General features: G+C 45.4%; 15 protein-coding genes and 1 tRNA gene. 2 read left to right on the top strand and 14 right to left on the bottom strand.

Annotated features, from left to right (window positions below; all coding sequences use genetic code 11):
- Window positions 1-207 precede the first annotated feature (207 nt).
- The 9 genes from rpoC to AAHK14_RS07780 all read right to left on the bottom strand — a co-directional run bounded on the left by rpoC (window position 208) and on the right by AAHK14_RS07780 (window position 12,783).
- Window positions 208-4,437, bottom strand: coding sequence for a DNA-directed RNA polymerase subunit beta' (rpoC, locus tag AAHK14_RS07820; RefSeq protein ID WP_065255226.1), 4,230 nt, complete (start codon window positions 4,435-4,437; stop codon window positions 208-210).
- 73 nt (window positions 4,438-4,510) lie between these two features.
- Window positions 4,511-8,617, bottom strand: coding sequence for a DNA-directed RNA polymerase subunit beta (gene rpoB / locus AAHK14_RS07815; protein WP_065255225.1), 4,107 nt, complete (start codon window positions 8,615-8,617; stop codon window positions 4,511-4,513).
- A gap of 370 nt (window positions 8,618-8,987) precedes the next feature.
- A complete protein-coding gene (gene rplL / locus AAHK14_RS07810; RefSeq protein ID WP_062498953.1) occupies window positions 8,988-9,362 on the bottom strand; it encodes a 50S ribosomal protein L7/L12 in 375 nt (124 codons plus the stop codon).
- Between the two features lie 72 nt (window positions 9,363-9,434).
- Window positions 9,435-9,938, bottom strand: a complete 504-nt coding sequence (rplJ, locus tag AAHK14_RS07805; RefSeq protein ID WP_029102311.1) for a 50S ribosomal protein L10 — start codon at window positions 9,936-9,938, stop codon at window positions 9,435-9,437.
- Window positions 9,939-10,259: 321 nt separating this feature from the next.
- The gene (gene rplA / locus AAHK14_RS07800; RefSeq protein WP_194092700.1) at window positions 10,260-10,961 is read right to left on the bottom strand and encodes a 50S ribosomal protein L1; all 702 of its coding nucleotides are present in this window, start codon (window positions 10,959-10,961) and stop codon (window positions 10,260-10,262) included.
- The gene (gene rplK / locus AAHK14_RS07795) at window positions 10,961-11,392 is read right to left on the bottom strand and encodes a 50S ribosomal protein L11 (protein WP_062498951.1); all 432 of its coding nucleotides are present in this window, start codon (window positions 11,390-11,392) and stop codon (window positions 10,961-10,963) included. Before rplK ends, rplA begins: the two co-directional genes overlap by 1 nt.
- A gap of 179 nt (window positions 11,393-11,571) precedes the next feature.
- Window positions 11,572-12,105, bottom strand: a complete 534-nt coding sequence (nusG, locus tag AAHK14_RS07790; protein WP_281133693.1) for a transcription termination/antitermination protein NusG — start codon at window positions 12,103-12,105, stop codon at window positions 11,572-11,574.
- A 36-nt stretch (window positions 12,106-12,141) separates the two neighbouring features.
- Entirely contained in the window at window positions 12,142-12,651 is a 510-nt protein-coding gene (gene secE, locus AAHK14_RS07785; RefSeq protein ID WP_062498949.1) for a preprotein translocase subunit SecE, read from the bottom strand.
- 56 nt (window positions 12,652-12,707) lie between these two features.
- Window positions 12,708-12,783, bottom strand: a tRNA-Trp gene (locus AAHK14_RS07780).
- A gap of 310 nt (window positions 12,784-13,093) precedes the next feature.
- On the opposite strand from AAHK14_RS07780, the gene AAHK14_RS07775 reads away from it, so the two are divergent.
- Window positions 13,094-13,570 carry a DUF302 domain-containing protein gene (locus AAHK14_RS07775; protein ID WP_065255223.1) on the top strand — a complete coding sequence of 159 codons (477 nt, stop codon included), beginning with the start codon at window positions 13,094-13,096 and terminating at the stop codon, window positions 13,568-13,570.
- 60 nt (window positions 13,571-13,630) lie between these two features.
- Here AAHK14_RS07775 and AAHK14_RS07770 read toward each other — a convergent pair whose 3' ends face one another.
- From AAHK14_RS07770 to hemH, 4 genes are all read right to left on the bottom strand, one after another.
- On the bottom strand, window positions 13,631-14,524 hold the full coding sequence (locus tag AAHK14_RS07770; protein WP_065255222.1) for a DMT family transporter: 894 nt from the start codon (window positions 14,522-14,524) through the stop codon (window positions 13,631-13,633).
- A 250-nt stretch (window positions 14,525-14,774) separates the two neighbouring features.
- Complete coding sequence (gene ligA, locus AAHK14_RS07765) at window positions 14,775-16,850, bottom strand: NAD-dependent DNA ligase LigA (RefSeq protein ID WP_194092698.1); 2,076 nt, start codon at window positions 16,848-16,850, stop codon at window positions 14,775-14,777.
- Between the two features lie 96 nt (window positions 16,851-16,946).
- A complete protein-coding gene (locus AAHK14_RS07760) occupies window positions 16,947-17,825 on the bottom strand; it encodes a cell division protein ZipA C-terminal FtsZ-binding domain-containing protein (RefSeq protein ID WP_062498944.1) in 879 nt (292 codons plus the stop codon).
- Window positions 17,826-17,951: 126 nt separating this feature from the next.
- On the bottom strand, window positions 17,952-18,914 hold the full coding sequence (gene hemH, locus AAHK14_RS07755; protein ID WP_065255220.1) for a ferrochelatase: 963 nt from the start codon (window positions 18,912-18,914) through the stop codon (window positions 17,952-17,954).
- A 158-nt stretch (window positions 18,915-19,072) separates the two neighbouring features.
- Between hemH and AAHK14_RS07750 the strand changes: the two genes are divergently transcribed.
- Window positions 19,073-19,893 (top strand): IS5 family transposase gene (locus tag AAHK14_RS07750; RefSeq protein ID WP_115247578.1). Its coding sequence is split into 2 segments (ribosomal slippage): window positions 19,073-19,457 and window positions 19,457-19,893, totalling 822 coding nucleotides; the frame shifts between segments, so codons are not numbered across the junction.
- 58 nt (window positions 19,894-19,951) lie between these two features.
- On the opposite strand, the gene AAHK14_RS07745 is transcribed toward AAHK14_RS07750, so the two are convergent.
- Window positions 19,952-20,131, bottom strand: a complete 180-nt coding sequence (locus tag AAHK14_RS07745; RefSeq protein WP_062501360.1) for an oxidoreductase-like domain-containing protein — start codon at window positions 20,129-20,131, stop codon at window positions 19,952-19,954.
- Window positions 20,132-20,199: the final 68 nt, after the last annotated feature.

Genomic DNA, 20,199 nt, shown 5'->3' with positions numbered 1-20,199 from the left:
TCGGTTGGGAAAAATAAATGAAAATGGACTATTTTTAAAAGATTATGTTAATAAATTTTAAAAACATTAAAATCAACATACAGATTACCCATAATCTATAAGACGAATGGCAATTTAACCTTGCAGAGCGTATCAAGTTGTTGGAGGGGGCTGAATTTTAGAAGGCATAAAAAAGCCCGCCTAAGCGAGCTTTTTTATTGTTAAGAATTATTCACTTTGACCAAATTCACTGGCAAAAGCCGCCGCAAAGTCATCTTTGGCGTCCGTTCCAGCCAGTAGTGGGTCGGCAGGCTTGGTGTACGGGTCTTCGGTTACAGTAATGACTGGCTCCAAACCACGCTCGGCAAGGCGTTGGCGGTTTTGATGATACGCCAAACCCGTACCAGCAGGAATCAAGCGACCAACAACCACGTTCTCTTTGAGACCAGACAAGTCGTCCACTTTACCCATCGTTGCTGCCGCCGTCAAGACACGTGTGGTCTCTTGGAATGACGCTGCTGAGATAAACGACTCGGTGGCAAGCGATGCTTTGGTAATACCCAGTAGCTGACGCTCATAGACGATTGGGAATTTGTCATTAGCGATAAGCTCTTCGTTCAAGGCACGCACTTTGGTGTATTCCACTTGGTCGCCTTTGAAGTAGCTAGAATCACCGCCATCAATCACTTCTACTTTACGGAGCATTTGACGAACGATAACCTCGATGTGCTTATCGTTAATCTTCACACCTTGTAAGCGATAAACCTCTTGGACCTCATTAACCACGTAATTTGCCAATGCTGTCTCGCCTTTTAAGCGTAAGATGTCATGTGGATTTTGTGGACCATCAGAGACAATCTCACCACGCTCGACATGCTCGCCCTCAAAGACGTTGATTTGACGCCATTTTGGAATCAACTCTTCGTGTTCATTACCCTCTTCATCAGTGATGACAAAGCGGTTTTTGCCTTTGGTTTCTTTACCAAATGACACCGTACCGCTCACTTCTGCCATGATGGCGTGGTCTTTTGGTTTACGAGCTTCGAACAAATCAGCCACTCGTGGCAGACCACCGGTAATGTCCTTGGTACCTGATGTGGCTTGTGGCACACGACCGAGTACCGAACCTGCAGTTACCGCCTCGCCCTCTGACACACGAATCACAGTCTCAGCAGGTAGGAAATAGACCACTTCACGCCCATCTGTCGTATCTAGGATGATGGCAGGACGTAAGTCTTTGGAGAGACTTGGACGGTCTTTACTTGCCAAAATCTCAAAGGAGCTCATGCCCGTGGTTTCATCCACTTTGACGGTCGCGGTCATGCCATCGGCAATGTCGCTAAATCGTGCCGTACCAGCAAACTCGGTAATGATTGGGTGGGTATGCGGATCCCATTTGGCAATGACATCGCCTGCACCCACTTCGGCACCGTCACGTACCAAGATATTAGAACCATAAGGCACTTTATAACGCTCACGCTCACGACCTTGGGCGTCTGCCACACCAATCTCTGCCGAACGCGATACAACCACCAAATGACCATCAGCATGTTCTACGGTCTTCATGTTGTGGAAACGTACCGTACCATTATTACCCACTGATACGCTGTTATCTACTGATGCTGCACTTGCCGCACCACCGACGTGGAACGTACGCATGGTCAGCTGTGTACCCGGTTCACCAATGGACTGGGCTGCCATAACACCGACAGACTCGCCGATATTGACAAGATGACCGCGAGCCAAATCACGACCATAACATTTAGCACATACACCCTGCGTTGCTTCACAGGTAATGACCGAACGTACATACACCTCATCAATGGCGTTATTGTCCAGCACTTCAACCAGACGCTCGTCAATCAACGTACCTGCTGGGATAACGACTTCACCATCGTGATTGGTAACATCTTTGGCGGTCACACGACCTAACACACGGTCGCCCAAACGCTCAACGATCTCACCACCATCAATCACAGGGGTCATGAGCTGTCCTGCGTCGGTACCACAGTCATCATGCGTAATCACCAAATCCTGTGCCACGTCTACCAAGCGACGGGTCAGATAACCTGAGTTAGCGGTTTTTAGAGCGGTATCGGCAAGACCTTTACGGGCACCGTGCGTTGAGATAAAGTACTGCAATACCGTCAAGCCTTCACGGAAGTTTGCTTTAATCGGTGTCTCAATGATAGAGCCATCTGGTTTTGCCATCAAACCACGCATACCGGCAAGCTGACGAATCTGTGTGGCACTACCACGAGCCCCTGAGTCTGCCATCATATAGATGGAGTTAAAGGATTTTTCTTTCTCAATCTCGCCTTGACTGTTTACCACTTCATCGGTCGATAAGTTATCCATCATCGCATTGGCGATTTTGTCAGACGTACGAGACCAGATATCAACTACTTTGTTATAGCGTTCACCTGCGGTAACAAAACCACCCTCAAACTGCTGTTCAATCTCACGCACCTCGGCGTCCGCAGTATCAACAATCTCTTTTTTGTTCGGCGGAATCACCATGTCTTCCATGCCGATTGAGATGCCTGATAAGGTCGCTTGGGCAAAGCCTAGATACATCAAATGGTCAGCAAATAGAACAGACTCTTTAACACCCAGTTTGCGATAGCATGAGTTTAGTAACTTAGAGATGTTTTTCTTGGTCATCTCTTTGTTGCATTCTTCAAATGCCATGCCCTCTGGCATGATGTTCCAAATCAGCAAACGTCCTGCAACCGTGTCTTTGATTTCGGTCTTGGTGGTTCTCTCGCCAGTTCTTTCATCCAAAATCGTCTCAGTAACACGCACTTTGATTTTGGCATTGACAGATAAGTCATCAGAACCGATGGCACGCAAGGCTTCATTGACCGTACTAAACGCCATATTTTCGCCTTTGGCATTGACATGACTACGGCTGATGTAGTACAAACCAAGTACCACGTCTTGTGATGGCACAATAATCGGCTCACCATTGGCAGGCGATAGGATATTATTGGTAGACATCATCAAGGCACGAGCTTCAAGCTGAGCTTCTAAGGTTAGTGGTACGTGTACCGCCATTTGGTCACCGTCAAAGTCGGCGTTAAATGCCGCACACACGAGTGGGTGGAGCTGGATGGCTTTACCTTCAATAAGTACAGGCTCAAAGGCTTGCAGACCTAGACGGTGAAGGGTTGGGGCACGGTTCAATAGCACAGGGTGTTCACGAATGACGCTCGCTAGCATGTCCCACACCACAGGCTCTTCACGCTCCACCATTTTCTTGGCGGCTTTGATGGTCTGGGCGATGTTATTTTGCAATAATTTGGCATAAGTAAATGGCTTAAATAGCTCTAATGCCATTTTCTTAGGTAGGCCGCATTGGTGCAGACGCAGGGTTGGACCTACCACAATCACCGAACGACCCGAGTAGTCCACACGCTTACCCAAAAGGTTTTGACGGAAACGACCTTGCTTACCTTTAATCATGTCCGCAAGCGACTTTAATGGACGCTTGTTTGAACCTGTGATGGCACGTCCACGGCGACCGTTGTCAAGCAGAGCATCGACCGCTTCTTGAAGCATACGCTTCTCATTACGCACGATGATGTCAGGGGCGTTGAGCTCTAACAGGCGTTTTAGACGGTTGTTACGGTTGATGACACGGCGATACAAATCGTTCAAATCAGACGTAGCAAAACGACCACCTTCAAGTGGCACCAATGGACGCAAATCAGGTGGCAATACAGGCAATACGGTCATCACCATCCATTCGGGCTTGTTACCTGAATCACGGAACGCTTCTAACAGTTGCAAGCGTTTTGACATCTTTTTGAGTTTGGTTTCAGAGCCTGTTTGGGGAATGGTCGCACGTAGCTCATCAATCTCACCATCGACATCAATGTCTTTTAGTAAGTCTTGAACCGCTTCTGCACCCATCTTAGCAATAAACTCATCGCCATATTGTTCTAGGGCATTAAAATATTGCTCATCATCTAGCAGTTGGTATTTTTCAAGCCCTGTCATGCCAGGATCGGTAACGATATAGCTTTCAAAATATAGCACACGCTCGATATCACGCAAAGTGATGTCAAGCAATAGACCAATACGGCTTGGCAAGGATTTTAAGAACCAAATATGTGCCACAGGACTGGCAAGCTCGATATGACCCATGCGGTCTCGGCGAACTTTGGCGGCGGTCACCTCTACGCCACATTTTTCACAAATAATGCCTTGGAATTTACGACGCTTGTATTTGCCACACAAACACTCAAAATCCTTGACAGGCCCAAAGATTTTGGCACAAAACAGACCGTCACGCTCAGGTTTAAAGGTGCGGTAGTTAATGGTTTCGGGTTTTTTGACTTCGCCATGCGACCATGATTTGATGGTATCAGGGCTTGCCAAAGAAATTTGAATGCTGTCAAACTCTTTTACCCCGCCATCAGCAGGGCCTTTCATGATGTCTAATAAATCTTTCAAATGACTTCTCCGCTTAGTTTTATGTCATCGCAAGCTGGTGCTCATCAAAGACAAGCACCTAACTTAACAGCAATTACTTTTTCTCTTTTAGGTCAATGTTAATACCCAAAGAGCGAATTTCTTTGGTCAGTACGTTAAACGACTCAGGCATGCCCGGATTCATGTACTGCTCACCGTCCACGATGTTCTTATACATGCGAGTACGACCCTCAACATCATCCGACTTCACAGTCAGCATCTCTTGCAAGGTGTAGGTTGCACCATATGCCTCCAACGCCCACACTTCCATCTCACCGAAACGCTGACCACCGAACTGGGCTTTACCACCAAGTGGTTGCTGAGTAACCAGTGAGTAAGAACCGGTAGAACGAGCATGCATCTTATCATCAACCAAGTGGTTAAGTTTTAGCATATACATATAGCCAACCGTGACAGGACGGTCAAATTTCTTACCGGTGCGTCCGTCATATAGCGTTTGCTGACCTGATTTATCAAGCCCTGCTAGCTCTAACAGCTCTTTGATTTGGGTTTCTTTAGCACCATCAAAGACTGCCGTACCCATTGGCACACCAGCACGCAAATTCTCAGCCATGGCCAGGATGTCTTCATCGGACAAACTGTCCAAATCCACCTGCTCGCCACCGACTTGATTATAAATCTTATCTAAGAATTCACGCAACTCGCCAACAGCAACTTGTGAGCGTAACATGGCGTTAATCTTATCACCCAAACCACGTGCTGCCATGCCCAGATGCGTTTCTAGCACCTGACCGATGTTCATACGAGATGGTACGCCCAGTGGGTTTAGCACGATGTCCACCGGATTGCCGTTTTCGTCATAAGGCATGTCTTCAACCGGCATGATGCGAGAGACGACACCCTTGTTGCCGTGACGACCTGCCATTTTATCACCAGGTTGGATACGACGTTTTACCGCCAAATATACCTTCACGATTTTTTGCACACCATGAGCCAAATCATCACCTGCGGTTAGTTTGGCTTTTTTTCTGGCAAATTTATCATCAATCTCTTTTTGCTTATCGGTTAAGTAATCAGCAATCTGAGTGAGACGTTCAGAGATTTCCTCTTCGGCAGGTTGGATGTCAAGCAAGGTTTCAAGTGCTAAGCTCTCCATGTCAGCACCTGTCAGTACTGTACCTGCTTTAAAGCCTGCACCGCCTGAGACTTTTTTGCCATCTAGCAACGTGATGATACGACCACGTGCCGCTGCTTCAAAAATCACCAGCTCTTCTTTTAGGTCTTTACGATAATCATCAAGCATTGCTTTTTCAATGGCTTTGGCACGGCTGTCTTTTTCCAATCCATCACGGGTAAAGACTTGCACATCAATAACTGTGCCCTTAGTTGATGACGGCACACGCAAAGATGTGTCTTTAACATCCGCCGCTTTTTCACCAAAAATGGCACGAAGTAACTTCTCCTCTGGGGTCAGCTGACTTTCACCTTTTGGTGTTACTTTACCAACCAAAATATCGCCAGCATCCACCTCAGCACCGATATAGACAATACCCGCTTCGTCAAGATTTGATAGAGCTGCCTCGCCCACGTTTGGAATATCGCCTGTAATCTCTTCTGGCCCAAGTTTGGTATCACGAGCCACACAAGTTAACTCTTGAATGTGAATCGTGGTGAAACGGTCTTCTTGAACCACTCGCTCAGAGAGCAAAATAGAGTCCTCAAAGTTATACCCATTCCATGGCATAAACGCCACACGCATGTTTTGACCCAAAGCAAGTTCACCCAAATCAGTAGATGGGCCATCAGCCAAGATATCACCACGAGCAATCACATCGCCAGCATTGACAATGATGCGTTGGTTAATACAGGTGTTTTGGTTGGAACGGGTGTATTTGATGAGATTATAAATATCAATACCTGCCTCACCTGCGATCATTTCAGCATCATTGACACGTACGATAATACGACTGGCATCAACCTCTTCAATCACACCGCCACGCTTGGCGACAACACACACGCCACTGTCACGAGCAACATGGCGTTCCATGCCTGTACCCACAAGCGGTTTATCAGCACGCAAAGTTGGCACAGCTTGACGTTGCATGTTCGAACCCATCAAGGCACGGTTAGCATCGTCATGCTCCAAAAATGGAATCAAGCTCGCTGCTACCGACACAACCTGACGTGGCGATACGTCCATGTGCGTTACTTTATCGGGACTCATACGCACCGATTCGCCATGATAACGCACCATCACCATCTCTTCGGTCAGCTCGCCATGCTCATTCATGGGTGAATCTGCTTGGGCAACAACAGCCCCAACCTCTTCAATGGCAGACATGTATTCAATGTCATCTGTTACCTTACCATCCATCACACGGCGGTAAGGCGTTTCTAAGAAGCCAAAGTTATTGGTTTTGGCAAAGACCGCCAATGAGTTAATCAAACCGATGTTTGGGCCCTCAGGCGTTTCAATCGGACACACACGCCCATAATGCGTGGTATGTACGTCACGCACCTCAAAGCCTGCACGCTCACGGGTCAAACCACCAGGACCTAGGGCAGAAACACGACGTTTATGCGTAATCTCTGACAGTGGGTTGTTTTGATCCATGAACTGGGACAACTGTGATGAACCAAAAAACTCTTTGATGGACGCCGCCACAGGCTTAGAGTTAATCAAGTCTTGGGGCGATAGGTTGTCAGATTCGGCAGCGGTCAGACGCTCTTTGACTGCACGCTCCACGCGAGCCAAACCGATACGGAATTGATTCTCGGTCATCTCGCCCACCGAGCGGATACGACGGTTACCCAGATGGTCGATGTCGTCCACTTCGCCACGACCGTTACGAATCTCAATCAGCTCTTTTAGGACATCAATGATGTCTTGATTAGACAACACGCCCTGCTCACGTTGCACTTCAATGCTGTCGCTATCTACAAAATCACGACCCAAACGACGGTTAAACTTCATGCGACCAACGTTTGATAAGTCATAACGCTCGTGGCTAAAAAACATTGATTCAAATAGTTTTTCGGCAGTTTCCAAGGTTGGTGGCTCGCCTGGACGCATGACCTTATAAATCTCAATGAGTGCCTCTTCACGCGTGGTAATCGTGTCAGCACGCAGTGTGTCAGCGATATACGCCCCATGGTCGATGTCATTGGTAAATAGGATTTTAAAGCCTTTGATGTTCTTATCAGCCAGTTTAACCAGCAATTCATGGTCAATCAAGCTGTTGGCACGGGCAAGCACTTCATCATGATAAATCACGTCTTCGGCAAGGATACGCTCGTACAGATACTCATCAGGCACCGCCAATTTGGTCATGCCAGACGCTTGGATTTCCTTAATACGGCGAGCGTTAATACGCTTACCTTGCTCAACAATGACCTTACCCTCAGGCGAGACAATGTCAAACTGTGCCATCTCGCCTTGTAGACGCTCAGGCACAAGCTCAACTTCAAAACCATTGTCGCCTTTAAAGACATCTACGGTCTCAAAGAATGTGGACAAAATATCCGCAGTGTTCATGCCAATGGCACGCAAGATGATGGTTGCAAGCAATTTACGACGACGATCGATACGGGCGTACACCAAGTCTTTGACATCAAATTCAAAATCAAGCCATGAGCCACGATAAGGAATGATACGGGCGTTATAAAGTACTTTACCACTAGAATGTGATTTGCCTTTGTCGTGATCAAAGAACACGCCGGGGGAGCGGTGAAGTTGTGAAACAATCACACGCTCAGTACCATTAATGATGAACGTACCATTGTCGGTCATGAGCGGAATCTCGCCCATGTACACGATTTGGTCACGAATGTCTTTAATCGCTGCTTTGCTTTCTTTGTCTTTGGCGTCTTTGTCTTTGACCACTAGGCGAATCTTGACACGTAGGGGGGCGGCAAAGGTTGAGCCACGCATGATACATTCACGCTCATCAAACTCAGGCTCACCCAGATAATATTCGACGTATTGTAGCTCAGCATTGCCAGAATGACTGGTTATGGGAAAAATAGATGAAAACGCTGCTTGCAAACCGATGTTAGCACGGGTAGCAGGTTTTTTGTGTTCTTGTAAAAACTGCTCGTAAGAATCCACCTGAATGGCGAGCAAGTACGGCACGTCCATCACATCAGGCAGACGAGAAAAACTTTTACGAATACGTTTTTTTTCAGTATAAGAATATGCCATTAAGAATCCTTACGTTAAACTAAGAAAAGCACTCTGATTGAGTACCAGAAAACTACCAATCTTCAAAAATTAACTACTGCTCTTTTGCCCTACATTTTTAAATATCAAAGACACAAAAACACGCCAAACACGGTAACGCATTTAGCTTATCAAAAACTTTAAAAATATGGCTTGTGCATAGGGAGCGTTTGTCCTTTTTGAAGTGTGCTGACACCAGCTTAAAAGACCGTGCTAACACAAAAGGTCAAATACCCAATTATACAGTAAAAAACCCCATCTTGCAATAACAAAATGGGGTTTTTATCAAATTTCTTGTGCTAAATTGATGATTATCAATCTAAGAAAAATGAGTTAAGCGGTTAAACTTAGATTATTTAAGTTCAACAGAAGCACCAGCTTCTTCAAGTTTCTTCTTAAGCTCTTCAGCTTCAGCTTTAGAAGCACCTTCTTTAACAGTTTGTGGTGCACCTTCAACCAGGTCTTTGGCTTCTTTTAGACCTAGACCGGTAACTTCACGCACTACTTTAATAACAGCAACTTTCTTGTCGCCAGCAGAAGTGATAACAACGTTGAAGTCATCTTTTTCTTCAGCAGCACCGCCAGCGTCGCCACCAGCAACAGGAGCAGCAGCTAGAGCAGCAGCAGATACACCGAATTTTTCTTCCATCGCAGAGATAAGCTCAACGATTTCCATAACTGATTTAGCTGCGATAGCATCTAAGATTTGTTCGTTAGTTAGTGACATAGCAATTATTCCTATGAAATAAAGATTGAATAAAAAGTTTGATTAAATAAAAGCGATAACCGATGTCTAAGATTAAGCGGCTTCGGCTTCCATTTTGTCGCGAAGAGCGGCAAGTGTACGAGCCAGTTTGCCCGCTGCGGCTTCTTTCATGGTACCCATCAGACGTGCAATCGCTTCGTCGTAAGTAGGTAGGGTTGCGAGTTTATCAATAGATTTTGCATCAATAAATTCGCCTTCAAAAGCTGCACCTTTGATTTCGAACTTGTCATTACCTTTGGCAAATTCCTTGAACAGACGTGCCGCAGCACCTGGGTGTTCATTTGAAAATGCAATCAAGGTAGGACCTACGAAAACATCATTCATGCAAGCATAGTCAGTACCTTCTAAGGCACGACGTAGTAGCGTGTTACGTACGATACGCATCTCAACGCCTGCTGCACGAGCTTGTTTACGAAGTTCGGTCATCTGACCCACTGTCACGCCACGAGAATCGGCAACAACAGCAGATAGGGCAACTTTGGCAGCTTCATTTACTTCAGCAACAATTGCTTGTTTGTCTTGAAGATTTAGTGCCATGGGTTGTCTCCATATTTATCACTAAGTGATAATTAATTTTACAAGCCAATATAAATAAAGACTTGCACCGAATATACGGCGAGATTTTCACCGTCTGCGTAGGCGAATGATTTTACCCATTCATTAGGCTGATGTTTAAGAATAACTACCAACACCTACGGTCTTAGACAGCACAACCCGTTGTGCTGAGCTAATGTCTTAAAATCTGTTTTTATGAGCAAGTCATGCGGGTAACTTGTCATAAAATTGCACCATTATAAGATAAGCGAAAAATCTCAAAAAGCAAGCAATTTGTGATTTTTCGCCCAAATCCATCAAGGATTATTTGTTGGCACGGTGTGGTACTGGGTCAATGGCAAGACCAGGACCCATGGTGCTAGATAGCGTAATCTTCTTGATATAAATACCCTTAGAAGTGGCTGGTTTAGCACGTTTTAGGTCATTTAGTAGAGCAGTTGCGTTTTGCTCGATTTGCTCACCAGTAAAGCCTACTTGACCGATAGAAGCATGAATAATACCTGCTTTATCTACACGATACTGAGCCTGACCTGCTTTGGTGTTTTTAACCGCAGTAGCAACATCGGCAGTTACTGTACCAACTTTTGGGTTTGGCATTAAACCACGAGGACCCAATACAGTACCCAACTGACCAACAACACGCATCGCATCAGGAGAAGCGATAACAACATCAAAGTCAAGGTTGCCCGCTTTAATGCTCTCTGCTAGGTCTTCAAAGCCAACAACGTCCGCACCTGCCTCTTTGGCGGCGTCAGCAACAGCACCTTGGGCAAATACCGCAACACGCTTAGTTTTGCCAGTACCAGCAGGTAGGTTGGTTGCACCACGAACCACTTGGTCTGATTTACGTGGATCAACACCCAAATTGATGGCAATGTCAATAGACTCTTTAAATTTAGCAGCAGGTAGGCTGTTTAGAATCTCAACCGCTTCTTCGATGGTGTATAGTTTGTTAGCATCAACTTTTTCGCTGATTAGCTTTTGACGCTTGGTTAGCTTAGCCATTACACACCCTCCACATTAAGACCCATAGAACGGGCAGTACCAGCGATGGTACGTACCGCTGCGTCTAGGTCAGCACCGGTCAAATCCGCTTCTTTGGTTTTGGCGATTTCTTCTAGTTGAGCACGAGTTACTGTACCAACTTTGGTTTTGTTAGGAACAGCAGAACCTTTGGCAATGCCAGCTGCTTTACGTAGCAATACTGCCGCAGGTGGTGACTTCATCACAAACGTAAATGACTTGTCATTAAATACGGTAATGACCACAGGAATTGGCAGACCTGGTTCGATGTTTGCAGAAGCGGCGTTAAATTCTTTACAGAACGCCATGATGTTCACGCCTTTTTGACCCAAAGCAGGACCAATAGGTGGTGATGGGTTTGCTTTGCCAGCAGGCACTTGTAGCTTGATGTAGCCATCAATCTTCTTTGCCATGAGAATACTCTCCAATGGTGGGTGATAACGCTAAAATAGCTCCCCGTGATGTTCAAATTTGAAAACACTTCCAAATTCACCTAAATTACAATCAGCTCGGTGCTGATTTGTATGTCAATCAAAAGCCCCGAACATCTGTTCAGAGCTAAAAGACTATTATAACAGGTTTTTATAAAAAATTAAACTGTTTTTTCAACTTTTGCAAATTCAATCTCAACGTCTGTCGGACGACTAAACACACTGACCGTCAAAGACAGTTTGGATTTTTCACAATCCACTTTTTTGACCATGCCTTTAAAGTCGGCAAAAGGCCCGTCGATGATAAGCACTTCTTCACCTGGCTCAAACATGGTCTTCGGTCTTGGAGCGTCTGCACCTTTATTGATGCGGTTTAGAATGCGGTCAGCTTCTACTTTGGTGATGGGGGCAGGTTGGTCTTTGGTGCCACCGATAAAGCCTGAGATGTTCGGGCAGTCTTTAACCACATGCCATGTATCTTCACGCATTTCCATTTCAATAAGCACATAACCGGGAAATAGTTTATGTTCAACGGTGCGTTTTTTGCCATCACGCATTTCAATCACTTCTTCGGTCGGCACAAGCACATCACCGAAATACTCGGACAGCTCACTTCTTTTGATACGTTCAATTAAGGCACGTTGAACTTGTTTTTCATAACCTGAAAATGCTTGAATGATATACCAACGCATGATGATTTTCCTAATGATATAAGCCGATAAGAGATAAGATTAATGCAAAATAAACCCAAGTAGATAATTAAATAAATTATCTAAAAGCCACACGATAAAACCCACGATAATCATCACCACAATGACCTGCCATGTGTATTTAAAGGTCTCGTTTTTGGTCGGCCATGTCACACGGCGAAGCTCAATGCCTGCGTCTTTTAGCAATACTTTAAAGGCTCGTCCTTGATGGGTAAAGGCAAGGCAAATCACCGCCAACAGCACAAGTCCTGCCGTGATAAGCAGCTGAGTGATTGACTCGGTGGCAGGTGCCCAATAGCGTGGCAAATAAGTAGAAATCAAGGTAGAGCTAATAAGTGCCGAAATAGCGATGAGCCACAGCACGATATCCACACCAGAGCGAGTGGTTGCCACATCAACGACATTTTCTTCGGAGACGACAACGGCTTTGCGTTTATTTAGTAGGCTCTCGGCAGTGGCTTTGGCGTCTGCCAAGCGAGTTTCTAAATCGCTTTTGGTGTCGTTTTGGGGATTATTCTTATTGTCGCTCATGCAAAAGATTTCCTTAAAATAAGGAAGTGATGATTAAAAAAGGGGAAATAAAAAGATGGCAGGCGACGAGGGACTCGAACCCCCAACCTGCGGATTTGGAGTCCGCTGCTCTACCAATTGAGCCAGTCGCCTAAGGTTGTTAAGGACTGCTATTATATACATATTTTTGGTATTTGCAAGTACTTTTTGAACTTTTACTAAAATTTTTGACTTTATTTTTATCTCATTTGGTGCTAATATGGAGCATGTCAGACTCATCATGTTAAATCTTCATCATGTTAAATCTTTAATGATGCAATTAATTATTGATGACTTGATTTAAAAATTTAACTTGTAGTTGAACTGCCTTAAACCAAAACAGTCATTTTTATGACAGCACAACAGATGACAAAGGCAAAGATGCCCAGTTGTATTTTTAGGAAATTTATTTTAGGAAAATATCATGAAAACCCCCAGCTTGGCCTTGCTTGCCCTAACCTTATCGCTTAGTGCATGTACTGCCATCAGTCCTGTCCACGAACCAACAAAAGCCACCGCCATGACTCACACCAATCTAATTAGCCCTTATGATTTTAATACCACGGTTAGTCGCCTAAAATCTGCCATCCAAAGCAAAGGCATGACTGTATTTGCCACCATTGATCACGCCAAAGCTGCCCAAGATGACGGTATGACCATGCAACCTGCCACCGTGATTATCTATGGCAGCCCCAAAGCAGGCACACCGCTCATGAAAAAAGACCCTGCTTTTGCCCTAGCATTACCCTTAAAGGTGCTAATCACCGAAACTGATGGGCAGGTACAGGTCATATACACCCCTGCCAATGAGTTGATTAAAGGCAGTCAAATACAGCCGTCTGACGTGGCAAATACCCTTGCCAATGCTGAAAAATTGATTAAAACGGTGTTGGGGCAATAATCCAATACGGCAGTAAATTGGGTAAATTTCTTGCCCAATTTGCCATTGCCCTTTTTCTAATTATCCCTTTCTGGGCGACCCCAAATAAATGGCAAACATTACCAAAAACGCCCCGCCCCATTGCATGGCATCAATCGGTTTATCTAGCCAAAAATAATCAATGATGAGCGTGGCAACAGGTTCGGTCAAAAGTAGCAGTCCCGTCAAAGACAAAGCGATTTTGGGGATAGAATAGGCAATTAGCCCCCACGCCATACACTGCATGACCGCCCCATAGACGAGTATCCAGCCCCATTCGGGCAGGGTAGTTGGTAGGATTTTACCCACATCAAACATCAGCATGAGTGGCAATAGAGCCAACGCACCGCCCACGCCCACCAAAGTCATCATGGGGAAAATCGCCACATCTGCCACTTCATGCGTACGTCTGACAAAGGACATGGACACCGCCAAAAACGCCCCCGACAAAATCCCCGACACAAAACCCCACAAAGCGGACGAGTTGTGAGCAAATTCAGGGCTTGCGATGAGTGCCACGCCAATGGACGCAAGTACCAGGCTAAACAGTTGTAATTTGGTCTGTTTTTCGCCAAACCACGCAAAGGCGATGAATGCCAAAAAGAAAATCTGCAAGCTATTTAATAAAGTAGAAATGCCCGGCCCTACGGCATAGATGCTCTCATGCCAAAGCCCCAAATCAAGCCCCAACGCACCGCCTGAGATGAGTGCCAAGATGACCGCACGCCGTGAATTGGGGAAAGGCTGGCGAAATATCAGAGCAAGCGATAAAAAGATGAGTGCCGACACACTCAGTCGCCAAAACGCCATGGCATACGCCCCCACGCTATCCACATGGGCGACAATGAGACTGCCAAGCCCAAACAGCACACAGCCGATAACCAAACCTATCATGGAAAATAGGTTTTGGGTGTTGGGGGTGTTTGTGTGGGGCATGGTAAGTCCTTTTTAATTACATAAATTTTAGCAAATAATGTCAATGCTAAATTTTAAAATAATACCTTGTAGGGGCGTGTTGAACACGCCCGTTTTTACATTGGCGTTTTGAAATCGGATAAGTAGTTTTGACAGGGTAAAATTATCATTTGACAGAGTATCGTAGGGGCAAATTGCAATTTGCCCTATCCAAATGTTAAAACAACAATTTACCAACAGTTTTAAACCTTTGTCAATACATAACCAATCTTTATAATCTACCATGTTCAGCAAGCAACGCCATAAACTCATCTTCGCCCACCACACGCACGCCAAGCTCATTTGCCTTATCTAGCTTAGAGCCTGCTTTCTCGCCTGCCAGTAGCACGCTGGTTTTGGCAGACACCGACCCTGAGACTTTCGCCCCCAACGCTTGCAAATGGGCTTTGGCTTCGTCTCGACCCATTGTCCCAAGCGTGCCTGTTACCACCCACGTTTGTCCGTCAAGGGGGGCGTTGCCTGTGTCCTTGATGACCGCTTGCCAATGCACGCCCAACGCCACCAAATCATCTACCACCGCCATGTTATGCTCGGAACGGAAAAACTCATGGATATTTTTGGCGGTAATCTCACCAATATCCACCACCTTTAACAGCTCGTCCACACTTGCCGATTGTAGTTTGTCAAGCTCGCCAAAATGCTCGGCTAGGTTTAGTGCCGTACTCTCGCCCACCCCACGAATGCCTAAGGCAAAGATAAAACGTGGTAGGGTTGTGGCTTTTGATTTGTCAATGGCGGATAACATATTGGCAACCGACTTTTCGCCCAAGCCTTCTAGGTTTTGCAAAACTGCCACCTTATCTGCCAGACGATAAATATCCGCCACCGTTTTAATCAGCCCCATGTCAAAAAACTTAATGAGCCACTGCGATCCCAAACCGTCAATATCCATGGCCTTGCGTGAAACAAAATGTATCAAGGCTTCTTGGGCTTGGGCGGTACAAACAAGCCCCCCCATGCAACGTGCCAGAGCTTCACCGTCTGGTAGCACCACGGGCGAATCACAGACAGGGCAAGCGGTCGGCAAATGTATCTCACGCACGTTGTCATCACGCAAATCCGTCATCACGCCTGACACCTTGGGAATCACGTCCCCTGCCCTGTGAATGCTCACGATGTCGCCTATCATGACCCCAAGCCGTCCAATCTCGCCGAAGTTATGCAAGGTAACGTTGCTTACGGTAACGCCCCCGACATTGATAGGGTCAAGTTTGCCCACGGGGGTGAGCTGTCCTGTCCGCCCTACTTGCCATTCTACATCCAGTAGGCGTGTTGTGGCGGTCGTGGCAGGGAATTTGTAAGCAGTCGCCCAACGTGGCTCACGACTTAAAAACCCCAAATCATCTTGTAAGGCAAGCGAGTTTAATTTAACCACCATGCCATCAATCTCAAAAGGCAACTCATCTCGCCCTGCTATGGTCGCTTGATAAAAGTCATCAATGTCTTGTAAATTTGCCACCACTTTAAAGGGCGATACATGAAACCCCTGTGCCTGCAAAAAACGCATTGCTCCACTTTGGGTTGTGATGGCATTGGGCAGACCTTGATTGACCGAATAACCATAAAAAGCCAATGGACGGGATTTGGCGATGGCAGGATTTAGCTGTCTTAATGACCCTGCTGCTGCGTTTCTGGGGTTGGCAAAGACCCTCTCGCCACGTTTACGACTTTGTTCGTTTAATTTTAAAAATCCTGCTTTTGGCATTAACACCTCGCCACGCACCTCTAAAAGATCAATGTCTTTGCAATCATCAAGTACAAGTGGTAGGTTACGAATGGTACGGACGTTGTGCGTGATGTCTTCGCCCACCCGTCCATCCCCACGAGTTACGGCTTGGCTAAATACGCCATTGATGTATTTTAAAGATACCGCCAAACCGTCCAGTTTAAGCTCCATTTCAAATTCGGGATTTTGGTTTTTGCTGTCTAAACGCTCATTAACACGGCGGACAAAATTTGCCATGTCATCGGCATTAAACACGTTACCAAGCGACAACATGGGCAAATCGTGAGTAACTTGGGTAAAAAACGGCAAGGGCGTATCGCCCACATTATCAGTCGGGCTGTCTTGTTGTTTTAGCGTGGGAAAGTCATTTTCCAGCTGGACTAATTTGGCACGCAAACTGTCATATTCGCCGTCTGTAATGGTTGGGTTGTCTAGCACATAATAGGCGTGGTTATGGCGTTTTAGGGCGGTGATAAGCTGTCGCATTTGGGCGATAATCGCTGTATCGTCATTGGCAGGTGTATCGGCAGATAAGTTGGCAGAAGTAAATAAATCAGTCATGGTGTTTTTAGGATTTTAATTGAATAATTTAAAAATAGGTAAATTTTAACGTTTAAAAAACCGCCCTATCAAAGACGGCTTTTCAATCATGGTTGATTAACGGTAATCGGCAACTTTGGCACGCAGTTTTGCCAAATACGCCCCGTCCAAGATATAGCCTTCATCATCATGCACATCGGCATTGATGTCTTTGGCAATCATCTGGGCGACCGATACCATGCTATCAAAACCACGCAAGGCATGGGGGTGTGGCAAAGACAAGAACAGCGATAACGCACTAAAATGGCTGTCAGTCAAAGTGTTTAAATCAAAGCCTTCCACCGAACCATCATAACCCACGCCCAGCATGCTAAACCACAGCTTGCCCGTGCCGTCTTCACGCTCATAGCGATGATACATGTTCATCACGCCGTATTTTAGCCCATAGGCTCTGACGATATCAAGCACCGCCCTGCCTGAGAGTCCATTGTATTGGTCTTTGGGGGTGATGACGACCGTAACCGTCTCTTGGGCATTGAGCAAGGGGTCGTTGTCTTGGTCAAAGGCTTGCTGTTCTTCAAGATGACGGTCAAGCACAGGTGAGTTCTGGACAAAGTCACTTGACGGCTCGGTAAACCGCTCTTTTTTAATGGGTTCATCGGCTAGTATGTCGGCATCATCATCTTGGGGAGTGTTATGAGCATTAGAGTCTTGGCTTGCGACCATGGCAAGGCTTGACAGGGCGTCCGCTTTGGTCTCATCAGCCAACTCTCGCCCTGATTTGACGGGCTCGGCACTGACCGTCTCATCTTGGCTCTGTGTTTCCACTGATAGTGCCGACTGCCCCCGCTCATCTCGGGGCAAAATCGGCAAACCGTCCTTGTACGCCAATGTCTTGGTGTCGCCTTCAAAATCCTTGGCAAGCATACTGCGGATAATCAGCCATAGCCCCAGCAAAATGACCAATACAACGACTATCGTCAAAAAAGTACTCATAGCACCAAATCCCAAAAATCTTTTTCAAATAAATTTTGTTAGTTTATCACGCCTGTTTGATTTAGTCATCTACTTTGGCGGTAAAATTTTGGCATTTGGGCATAAAATTGGTATAGCAAAGCACACTCACAAATACCGCCCCACCATGTCCGCCATGAGCTGGATATGTAACTCATCGGTATTTAGAGCGGGGATATACTGATACGACTTACCGCCAGCGTTGATAAAGTTATCACGGTTCTCTACCGCCAGCTCTTCTAAGGTCTCCAAGCAATCAGCAGAAAAAGCAGGGCTTAGCACTTGCACCGACACGCCTTGATTACCCCATTCAGTCAGAAGCTCGTCGGTGTAGGGTTTTAGCCATTCCTGAGCCCCAAAGCGTGATTGGAAACTTATCGCCCATTCGTGTGTGCCAAGTCCTAGCTCGCTTGCGACTAGCACCGCCGTTTTACGGCACTCATCGGCATAAGGGTCACCTTTGTCAGCATAAGGCTTAGGAATGCCGTGAAAACTCATGAGTAGCCTGTCAGCTCGCCCATGCTCTGCCCAAAACTTACGAATACTATCCGCCAACGCCTGTATATATAACGGGTGGTCGTGATAATCTCTGGTAAACTGCACGGCGGGCATATTACGCTTTTTCATGCAATACTCTGCCACTTTATCAAACACCGCCCCTGTGGTCGTTGCCGAATATTGTGGGTACAACGAAAAGACGATAAAGTCATCATAGCCTTTATCTTCTAAATCCGCCATGACCGCCTTGATGTTAGGATTGCCATAAGTAGTCGCAGGAAAAACAGGGACGTTTTTGCCCTGCTTGGCAAGGTGGTCTTCAAGCAGGCTTGCTTGCTGTTTTAAAATCGCTAGCAGGGGTGAGCCGTCTTGTGTCCATACGCTTTGATACGCATGAGCGACACGTTTGGGACGGGTGGTTAATACAAACAGATTAAGGATAATTTTCCAAATAAAGGATGGAATTTCAATCACCCGAGTATCGGACAAAAACTCACGCAAATAACGGCGAACGCCCTGTGGGGTGGGTTCGTCAGGCGTGCCTAGATTGACAAGGATAATGGCGGTTTTCATGAATGTTTATCATTTAAAAGTTTAACTTAGTTTATCATTTTTTGGTAAAATTGCGAGAATTATTTGATAAATTTTATCATTGAGAAATTTAATAGACCCCTTTCCAAACCAACAACACATCATGTTATAATACCCATTTAACCTTAAAAAACCAAGACATGACACCCAAGCAAGCTGAAAAACTAAACGACAGTGAGTTTAAACGATACTTTGGTATAAAAAGAACTACTTATCAACACATGCTTACAATACTACAAGAAGCCTACAATGAACAACATAAAAAAGGCGGTAGAAAAGCCAAAATTAGCCCAGAGAGTAAACTTGTCATAACCTTAAACTACTACAGAGAATACCGCAGTCAATTTCACATAGCCCAAGACTTTGGTATTACTAAAAGTGCTGTGTGCAAGGCAATTAAATGGGTGGAAGGTATACTCATCAATCACAAAGACTTTGCCTTGCCAGGTAAAAAAGCCTTATGGCAAGACAACAACCTTGAAACTGTACTCATTGATGCCACAGAAATCCCCATAGAGAGACCTAAAAAAAGCAAAGGCGACAGTACTCAGGCAAAAAGAAACGTCATACCTTAAAAGCACAAATTGTTGTTGATAAAAAGAGTAAGAGAATACTATGCACCCATGTTGGTAGAGGAGGCATGCATGACTTTAAACTCTACCAATCATCAAAAATAACCATCAAACAAAGTATTTTGATTCAAGTAGATTCAGGCTATCAAGGCATACAACAAACTCATGCAAATAGCCAACTACCAAAGAAAAAGACAAAACTTAAACCTTTAACCAAAGCAGATAAAAAAGCAAATCGCAAGTTATCATCCAAGCGAGTAACCAATGAACATGTCATTGGGAAACTCAAGTGTTTTAAAATCTTATCATGTCGCTACCGCAATCGCAGAAAAAGATTTGGATTAAGGGTGAATCTAATTTCTGCGATTTATAATTTTGAGCTGGGGTAGTTTGGAAAGAGGTCTGATGAAATTTTAATCATCTTTGGATAATCTCATAAACCCCCAATCATTCATTTTTATCAATCACATGACCCCATTTGGCATCATAATCCGCTTTTTGCAATTTATAAATTTCAAATACACACAGCTCATCACAGCCATTATCACAGCATTCATAATCTTCGGGCGGTTCGGGTGGGGGTGGAATGTCGTTTGGGATTTTAGATGCTGATGAATGGTCGCTCATAAGGGTCTCTATGGTTTTGAATAAATGGTTTTTGGATAAATGATTTTTGATAATTATTTTGATAAATG

This window comes from Moraxella sp. K1664 (genome assembly GCF_039693965.1).
GTDB lineage: Bacteria > Pseudomonadota > Gammaproteobacteria > Pseudomonadales > Moraxellaceae > Moraxella.
This window is presented reverse-complemented; position numbering and strand designations above follow the sequence as displayed.

What these genes read in the sequence shown, in the direction of transcription:
- rplK (WP_062498951.1), bottom strand. Translation starts at nt 11,392, where the DNA reads ATGGCAAAGAAGATTGATGGCTACATCAAGCTACAAGTGCCTGCTGGC.
- rplL (WP_062498953.1), bottom strand. Translation starts at nt 9,362, where the DNA reads ATGTCACTAACTAACGAACAAATCTTAGATGCTATCGCAGCTAAATCA.
- rplA (WP_194092700.1), bottom strand. Translation starts at nt 10,961, where the DNA reads ATGGCTAAGCTAACCAAGCGTCAAAAGCTAATCAGCGAAAAAGTTGAT.
- hemH (WP_065255220.1), bottom strand. Translation starts at nt 18,914, where the DNA reads ATGAAAACCGCCATTATCCTTGTCAATCTAGGCACGCCTGACGAACCC.
- rplJ (WP_029102311.1), bottom strand. Translation starts at nt 9,938, where the DNA reads ATGGCACTAAATCTTCAAGACAAACAAGCAATTGTTGCTGAAGTAAAT.
- AAHK14_RS07770 (WP_065255222.1), bottom strand. Translation starts at nt 14,524, where the DNA reads ATGCCCCACACAAACACCCCCAACACCCAAAACCTATTTTCCATGATA.
- ligA (WP_194092698.1), bottom strand. Translation starts at nt 16,850, where the DNA reads ATGACTGATTTATTTACTTCTGCCAACTTATCTGCCGATACACCTGCC.
- secE (WP_062498949.1), bottom strand. Translation starts at nt 12,651, where the DNA reads ATGAGCGACAATAAGAATAATCCCCAAAACGACACCAAAAGCGATTTA.
- rpoB (WP_065255225.1), bottom strand. Translation starts at nt 8,617, where the DNA reads ATGGCATATTCTTATACTGAAAAAAAACGTATTCGTAAAAGTTTTTCT.
- AAHK14_RS07745 (WP_062501360.1), bottom strand. Translation starts at nt 20,131, where the DNA reads ATGAGCGACCATTCATCAGCATCTAAAATCCCAAACGACATTCCACCC.
- AAHK14_RS07760 (WP_062498944.1), bottom strand. Translation starts at nt 17,825, where the DNA reads ATGAGTACTTTTTTGACGATAGTCGTTGTATTGGTCATTTTGCTGGGG.
- AAHK14_RS07775 (WP_065255223.1), top strand. Translation starts at nt 13,094, where the DNA reads ATGAAAACCCCCAGCTTGGCCTTGCTTGCCCTAACCTTATCGCTTAGT.